The organism is Achromobacter marplatensis, assembly GCF_049060505.1.
Classification (GTDB): domain Bacteria; phylum Pseudomonadota; class Gammaproteobacteria; order Burkholderiales; family Burkholderiaceae_B; genus Achromobacter; species Achromobacter marplatensis_A.
This window is the reverse complement of sequence record NZ_JBMGRB010000020.1, coordinates 1-7,273: the sequence shown is the minus strand read 5'-3', so window position 1 is coordinate 7,273 and position 7,273 is coordinate 1. Positions and strand designations below refer to the sequence as shown.

Here is a 7,273-nt window from a genome sequence, read left to right as displayed (position 1 = left end):
CTGGCCACCACCGGCCAGCGCTTCCTGGAAGGCTTCGGCAACAACGACAGCCAGTACAAACAGCTGCTTGCCAACGGCGCGCAATTCGCCCAGGACAACGGCGTCAAGCTTGGCGTGGCGCTGACCGAAGCGCAGCAGCGCCAGCTGACTACCGATCTGGTCTGGCTGGTCGAACAGACCGTCACACTGCCCGACGGCACCACCGAGACCGTGCTGGTCCCGCAGGTCTACCTGCTGGTGCGCGAAGGTGACCTGAAGGGCGACGGTACCCTGATGGCCGGCCGCGACGTCAAGCTTGCTGCCGACGGCGACATCAACAACAGCGGCACCATCGGTGCGCGTGACGCGACCGTCATGACGGCCGCCAACATCGTCAACCAGGCCGGCGGGCTGATCCAGGGCGCCGTTGTCAACCTGGCCGCGCGCGAAGACCTGACCAACCTGGTGTCGCTGATCAAGGGCGACAGCGTCGCGCTGTCGGCAGGCCGCGATATTGCGCTGACGTCAACGTCGGCGTCGGAAAACCACGGCGCAACCTGGGGTTCGTACATCTCAGGCGTGTCGCGCGTGGACGCTGGCAACCTCAGCATGCAAGCGGGTCGCGACCTGACCTTGACGGCGGCGCAGGTTGCCGCCAAGGACGACGTGCGCCTGCAAGCGGGCCGGGATATCAATCTCGCCACGCTGGAGGAGAGCCACGGCGAGTCGCTCGTGCGCAACAAGAAGAATCGGCATGACCTCGCCACCGGCAAGGAAATCGGTTCAAGCATTGCCGCTGATGGCAACGTCACGCTGATCGCAGGGCAGGATGTGAATGCGCGCGCGGCTGACGTCACGGCCGGCGAGCAACTGGCCGTTGGCGCGGGCCGCGACATCAACTTGATCGCTGGTGTGCAAAGCGGCTCGGCCTACGACGAAACGCACTACAAGACTAGTGGGTTCCTGTCATCGAAGACCACGCATACCAAGACGGCCCTTGACTGGGAACAGTCCCTGGCCACTACCTTCACCGGCGACACTGCCGTGCTGATGGCTGGACGCGACTTGACCGTGGCGGGCGCGAACGTAGGCGCGCAGAAGGACCTGGTGATGTCGGCCGACCGCGACGTCAACATCCTGGCCGGCCAGAACGCCGAAGACGGCTACGACTACAAGATGGTCAAGAAGTCGGGCTTTGGGGCCATGGGCGGCTTTAGCTATGGAACCCGGCAGCAGACCGATTCGCTCGACAGCAAGAAGGTCTTTCACAACGCCAGCACCGTCGGCAGCGTCGAAGGCGACGTGCTGATCAACGCCGGCAGCGCCCTCAATATCATGGGCAGCAACGTGATAGCGCGGCAAGGCGACATCACATTGATCGGCAAGGAAGTCAACATCGGTGCGGTGCTGGACACCACGCAAGAGAAGGAATTCCACGAGATCAAGCAGTCGGGTCTGACGCTTACCGCGAGCAACCCTATTGTCAGCGCCGTGCAGACCGGCACGCGGATGGGTGATGCGGCGGGTAGGACGGACAACGCCGTCATGAAGGGCCTGGCAGGCGCCACGACTGTGCTGGCCGCCGCCAATGCCTATGACGCCGTTCAGGCGGCGGGCAACGTCAAGGACGCTAACGCGATCGACAAAGCGGGCGGCGTGAGCATCAAGCTCAGCCTGGGCACCAGCAAGAGCAGCAGCACGACGGACCGTAGTTCGTCCAGCGCCTTCGGTTCGACGGTCGCGGCCGGCAAAGACCTCACCATCGTCGCCCAGGGTGCTGGCAAGGACTCGGACATCACTGTCACGGGATCGAACCTGTCGGCGGGAAACAACACGGTGCTCAAGGCTGAAGGCGACATCGTGCTGGAAGCGGCGCGCAATGCGTTCGAGCAGAAGACAGACAGCAAGAGCAGCAGCGCCAGTATCGGTATCGGCTATTCCACGGGCGGCCAGCAGAACGGCTTCACCCTTGAACTGGGCGCCTCGGTTGGCCGCGGCGAAGCCAACGGCCGCGATGAGAGCTGGACCAACAGCAACATCACGGCGGGTAACGTACTTGCCATCCAGTCGGGTGGCGACACGACATTGAAAGGCGCAGCGGGCAAGGCCGACCAGATCATCGCGTCGGTGGGCGGCAACCTGCTGTTGGAGAGCCTGCAAGACAGCAGCAAGTACGACTCCAAGAACAAGAGCGCGGGTTTTGGCATAAGCCTGTGCATTCCGCCGTACTGCTACGGCTCAAGTAGCGCATGGGCCAACGTCGGCGCCGGCAAGATGAACAGCGACTTCAAGACGGTCACTGAACAAACGGGCTTGTGGGCAGGCGACGGTGGGTTCCTGATCGACGTCAAGAACAACACGACGCTGATCGGCAGCGTCATCGCCAGCAGCGACCGCGCGGTGGCTGACGGCCTGAACAAGTTGACGACGGGCACGCTGGTCTCGCAGGACCTGAAGAACAGCGCCAAGTACAGCGGCAGCCAGGTATCGATTGGTGGCGGCTTCGGGTTTGGCGGAGACGCCAAGGCGGGTGACTCGGGCCTGGGCACCACCAAGGGCGGCCAAGTGGCGGGCGGTGCATCGAAGGACGCGGGTTCGTCGATATCGACGGGCAGCAGCGGCTTCGGCATGGGCACACCGGTGGTGGTCGCGGCCAGCGGCAAGAGTAGTTCGACCACGCAAAGCGGCATCAGCGGCGGCACGATCGTCATTCGTGACGAGGCCGGGCAGCTGGCGCTGACCGGCAAGACGGCAGCGGAGACGATCGCGTCGTTGAACCGGGACACGTCGGATACGTTGAATGCGCTGAAGCCGATCTTTGATAAGGAGAAGATTGAGGCGGGGTTTGAGATTGCGTCGGAAGCCCAGCGGCAGATGGGGCAGTTTTTGACGAATCGGGCGAAGGAGAAGCAGGCGGCAGAGAAGGCGCTATCAGACGCTATCGAGACAGGCGGCGCCAACGACGCGGCAAGCATGAGCGCGCTCATGGATCAAGTGCAGCGCGCTCGGGATTGGAGTGCTGGTGGCAAGTACGGCTTGGTCTTGTTAGCGTTGTCGGGCGCGGCCGGCGCAAACGTGACGGGATCGACCAGCGCATTCGTGCAGTCGGCCGCGGTGAACTACCTTCAGGGCCTTGGGGCAGCCCAGGTAAAGCAGATTGCCGATAGCCTAGGCAGCGATCCGCAATCGGAGGCTGCGCGCGCGGCGTTGCACGGCATCGTGGGATGCGCGGGTGCTGCAGGCCAAGGCGCAGCCTGCGCCTCGGGCGCCTTGGGCGCGAGTGCGGGCAGCATTCTCAACAGCCTGATGGGCTCGCCCGACGGCCTAAGCCCCGAGCAAGTCGAAGCGCGGCGCAATCTGGTCACAAGTCTGGTGGCTGGCATAGCGAGCGCTGCGGGAGCGGATGCGGCAACGGCGGGTACTGCGGCGGGGCTGGAGACGTCGCAGAACTGGGGGCAGCTCGCAATCCCTGCGGTTAGCGCGGCGGCGGCCAAGTGTGCAACGACGCCGAGCTGCCAGCGGGCGGTGACGTATGTGTCGGACAAGACCGTCTACGTTGCCGTGCAGATGAAGGACGGCGCCATCTATGTCGGAACGGCGGCCCTGGTGGGCATTGCCGCTGCGTCTGATGCCGTTGGGAACTGGGTGTCCGAATTCGTGGGCAACACAGTGGAGCGCGAGACGGCGCTGCCTGGTAAGCCTGGTGAGGTGGTGAGGGTGGATACGCTGCCGCCACTGCCTTCTGAGAAAGAGACGTTTGGTTCGGAGATTCCGGTTTGGCCGGGTGATGCGATTGGGCCGATTGCAGTGCCGGGGCAGGAGAATAATGGATCCTCAGGTGGACTCACTACGACCACGCCTATGCCAGAGGAGCACGGGGCGGGGCTGATATTCAATGTAGGCGAGGGGGTCCCTCCGTCAATAGTCGGTCCGGACGGGAGGTTACCCGCTGGCATAGGAGGGCCGGGGACACCCATTCCTATGCCTCCCACCTCGAATCCCGACGTAACGGCTAGCGAATTTGCATTGGCAGCGTTCAATGGTCAACAGCCAATTAAAGTTGAAAATAATATCTCTGGAGAAGGGAGTTGGGTGGCAATAATGCCAGATGGTACTGCGATCACATATAGGCCTGCGGGTCAAGCATCTTCGGCTACAGCCGGCACTACGGCCACGGTGGAGATAAATAATGCTTCCATAAGGAAGCTCAATTCTGGGAAGCATGCAAAATTTAAATTTCCCTATTTTTGAGATATTTTTATGAATCGGTGTCTCAGGTTGTGCTATCAACGTCAATTGATATATGCGGGCCTAGATGATTTCAATCCAAATGCTGTGTTTTCAAATTATATGGGTGGAGCGGACGGTGAGCGATCTTCTGAATGGCAGCAAGCCGTAGTAACTTTTCTCGATCAAGGAGTTGGTTGTGGAGTTCTTACGGCTACTAACTGGGATGATATGTTCTCTCCGGAAGAACCCATTGATATCGAAGGCGTTTTATTGGGAAGTTGCAGGCATGAGAAATTTCATATTGATAGAGATATTGTCTGGAATGCCCTTTATTTTTATGGGACGAAAGCCTTGATTGAGGAATTGGACCGGTTTTGTCTGAATAGCTGGGAAGCTATGGGTTTTCCGGAGAATATAGGTTTCTTAAAGGAAATTCAAAAAAAATTTAATATGGATTTTTCTTTATGAGTAAATAGTTTCTAAGTAAAGTGCCAGACTGCATTTTCACTTCGGCCATCGCCGGAAAATTCAATCTGGCCCCTTAGTCTAGGCAAGGTTGGAGATTGCGTCGGAGGCCAGTCGGCAGGTGGGGCGGTTCCTGTCGAATGGGGCGAAGGAAAAGCAGGCGGCAGAGACGGCGCTGTCTGACGCGATCAAGACCGGCGGTGCTAGCGCGCTCATGGATCAGGTGCAATACGCTCAGGATTGGAGTGCTGGTGCCAAGTACGGCCTGATCTTATTAGCGGGGCACCTTGGGTGCGAGCGCGGGCAGCATCCTCAACAGCCTGATGGGCTCGCCCGAGAGCCTAACTCCCGAGCAAGTCGAAGCGCGACGCAATCTAGTCACGAGTCTGGTGGCAGGCATAGCGAGCGCCGCGGGAGCGGATGCGGCAACGGTGGGCACTGCGGCGGGGCTGGAGACGTCGCAGAACTGGGGGCAGCTCGCAATCCCTGCGGTTAGCGCGGCGGCGGCCAAGTGTGCAACGACGCCGAGCTGCCAGCGGGCGGTGACGTATGTGTCGGACAAGACCGTCTACGTTGCCGTGCAGATGAAGGACGGCGCCATCTATGTCGGAACGGCGGCCCTGGTGGGCATTGCCGCTGCGTCTGATGCCGTTGGGAACTGGGTGTCCGAATTCGTGGGCAACACAGTGGAGCGCGAGACGGCGCTGCCTGGTAAGCCTGGTGAGGTGGTGAGGGTGGATACGCTGCCGCCACTGCCTTCAGAGAAGGAGACGTTGGGTTCGGAGATCCCGAGTTGGCCGGGTGATGCGGTTGGGCCGATTGCAGTGCCGGGACAGGAGAATAATGGGCCTTCGGGTGGGACTACGACGACCACGCCGTTGCCGGACGAGCAGGGGCCGGGACTGATCTTTAGTAACGGACCTGATGCTACAAATAATGCAATTCCCGAAGGCGTTTCTTTTGGGCGGAATCTAAACCAGGACTCTCATGTATGGCGTCATGTCGAGGACGAACTCGGGATGAACAGGAAACATGTGCAAGATGCTGTTCTTGCCGATTTGCCTTCCATTTCGAACCTCTCCGACGGACTCAATGTCCGATTTGTGATCGTTGGCGGAGTGAGATTGCAATATAACGCTTTTAAACTGCCGGATGGCACCGTTAATATAGGGCGTATTCATGAGGCAAATTGAATCGAAAGAAGTGGAAATAATCCAGTTTCTAGCTCGGGTTGCAGGTGTTCAACTTGTATTGCCCACTCATCAGCTTGTTTGGGTGGTAAATCCGGAAATGAAATCAATTCGCGCTGACTATTGCCAGAAAGAGATACGGGTGCATTCCGTTGCGTCCTGCGAGTTCAATGATGAGGACGGAGTTTCTATCATTGCGACATTGTTTCTGACCGAGGACGGAGACTTTGGTGAGTTGGATTTTTGGAAGGTTAATGATGAGCCCCTTATAAGGTTGCCATCTCCAAATGGTACTTTCTAACCGGTAGGTGGCTAGTAATGATCATGTTTAACTTTTCGCTTCCGTTATTATCGGCTGCCCTGCTATCTGGATTGGTCTGTAAGCCCTCGCTGAGTCAATGTGCAAAAGCCAGCGGCAGTTGACGAAGATTATTCACGACTAAGAATTAATTTCGCTGACGTGCCCCCGTAAGCTCCCCCTCCATGTAGACACCAGCCGGTAGAATTTCGGAGCCTCCCTTACGTCGGAGATTCCTTTGAAGAAAAGCAGATTCACAGAGAGCCAGATCGTTGCGGTGTTGAAGGAGGGCGAACCCGGCATGCCGGTCGCCGAACTGTGTCGCAAACATGGCATCAGCAACGCCACGTATTACCTATGGAAGAGCAAGACTCAGGGGTGCAGGTGTCCGAGTTGCAGCGGCTGCGCGAGCTAGAGGCTGAAAACGCCAAGCTCAAACGAATGTTTTCCGACTTGGCGCTGGAGAATGCTGCGATCAAGGATGTCTTGAACCGAAAATCCTGACGCCGTCGGCCAGGCGTGAAGTGGTGGAGCACCTGGTGCGAGCCAAGCTCTCAATCACGCGCGCTTGTCAGATTGCCGGCCTATCGCGGGCGGCGTACTACAAAAGGCCAATGTCGGCATCTGGGCACTGCTTACTGGGACAATGTCAGTGGTACAGTTTTTATCCGAAACCCTAAAGCGATCGATGGTGGCACCGCATTTCGTCCTGTGAATGGGCAAGCTTACTTTGATGGTTTGAGGTAGTTACTGTGGATATGATTAACTCTACGCGCGATTTAGCGAATGTTAGCTTTAGCCGAGATGAGATTTTGGTCTTGAATGCAGCTTTAAATGAAATATGTAATGGGATAGATGTGTTCGAGTTCGAGACGCGGATCGGCGCGGATCATGAGTTTGTAATTGGCTTGCTTCAAAGCCTTGGTTCGGTGCTTGATAGAATGGATCATCTGCCCAGTTGATTTGGGATGACCTCGCTTTACTTGTAAAAATTTCGACTTGACCTGACACCGGCCTTGCGCCGGTGTTGTCGTAAGCTCCCGCTTCAGGTCGGGATATCGATCTGGCCACGCTGGAGGAGAGCCACGGCGAGTCCCTGGTTCGCAACAAG

Annotated in this window: 5 protein-coding genes and 1 pseudogene; 5 read left to right on the top strand and 1 reads right to left on the bottom strand. The window is 58.3% G+C overall.

The genetic code is table 11. The features are described 5' to 3' along the window. From ACI0FO_RS29255 to ACI0FO_RS29235, 5 genes and pseudogenes are all read left to right on the top strand, one after another. A partial coding sequence (locus tag ACI0FO_RS29255; RefSeq protein ID WP_416032070.1) for a hemagglutinin repeat-containing protein occupies positions 1-4,230 on the top strand: 4,230 nt, incomplete at its 5' end. A 9-nt stretch (positions 4,231-4,239) separates the two neighbouring features. Next, positions 4,240-4,677 carry a hypothetical protein gene (locus ACI0FO_RS29250; protein ID WP_416032069.1) on the top strand — a complete coding sequence of 146 codons (438 nt, stop codon included), beginning with the start codon at positions 4,240-4,242 and terminating at the stop codon, positions 4,675-4,677. Between the two features lie 548 nt (positions 4,678-5,225). After that, positions 5,226-5,867, top strand: coding sequence for a hypothetical protein (locus tag ACI0FO_RS29245; protein ID WP_416032068.1), 642 nt, complete (start codon positions 5,226-5,228; stop codon positions 5,865-5,867). Further along, entirely contained in the window at positions 5,854-6,165 is a 312-nt protein-coding gene (locus ACI0FO_RS29240) for a DUF6984 family protein (RefSeq protein ID WP_416032067.1), read from the top strand. Before ACI0FO_RS29245 ends, ACI0FO_RS29240 begins: the two co-directional genes overlap by 14 nt. Positions 6,166-6,400: 235 nt before the next feature. Further along, positions 6,401-6,767, top strand: a pseudogene (locus tag ACI0FO_RS29235) (transposase); the annotation flags it as partial. 225 nt (positions 6,768-6,992) lie between these two features. Here ACI0FO_RS29235 and ACI0FO_RS29230 read toward each other — a convergent pair. Then, on the bottom strand, positions 6,993-7,273 hold a 281-nt coding region (locus ACI0FO_RS29230), incomplete at its 5' end, for a hypothetical protein (protein ID WP_416032066.1).

Coding starts and splice junctions, on each gene's coding strand:
- ACI0FO_RS29250 (WP_416032069.1), top strand. CDS start 4,240: ATGAATCGGTGTCTCAGGTTGTGCTATCAACGTCAATTGATATATGCG.
- ACI0FO_RS29240 (WP_416032067.1), top strand. CDS start 5,854: ATGAGGCAAATTGAATCGAAAGAAGTGGAAATAATCCAGTTTCTAGCT.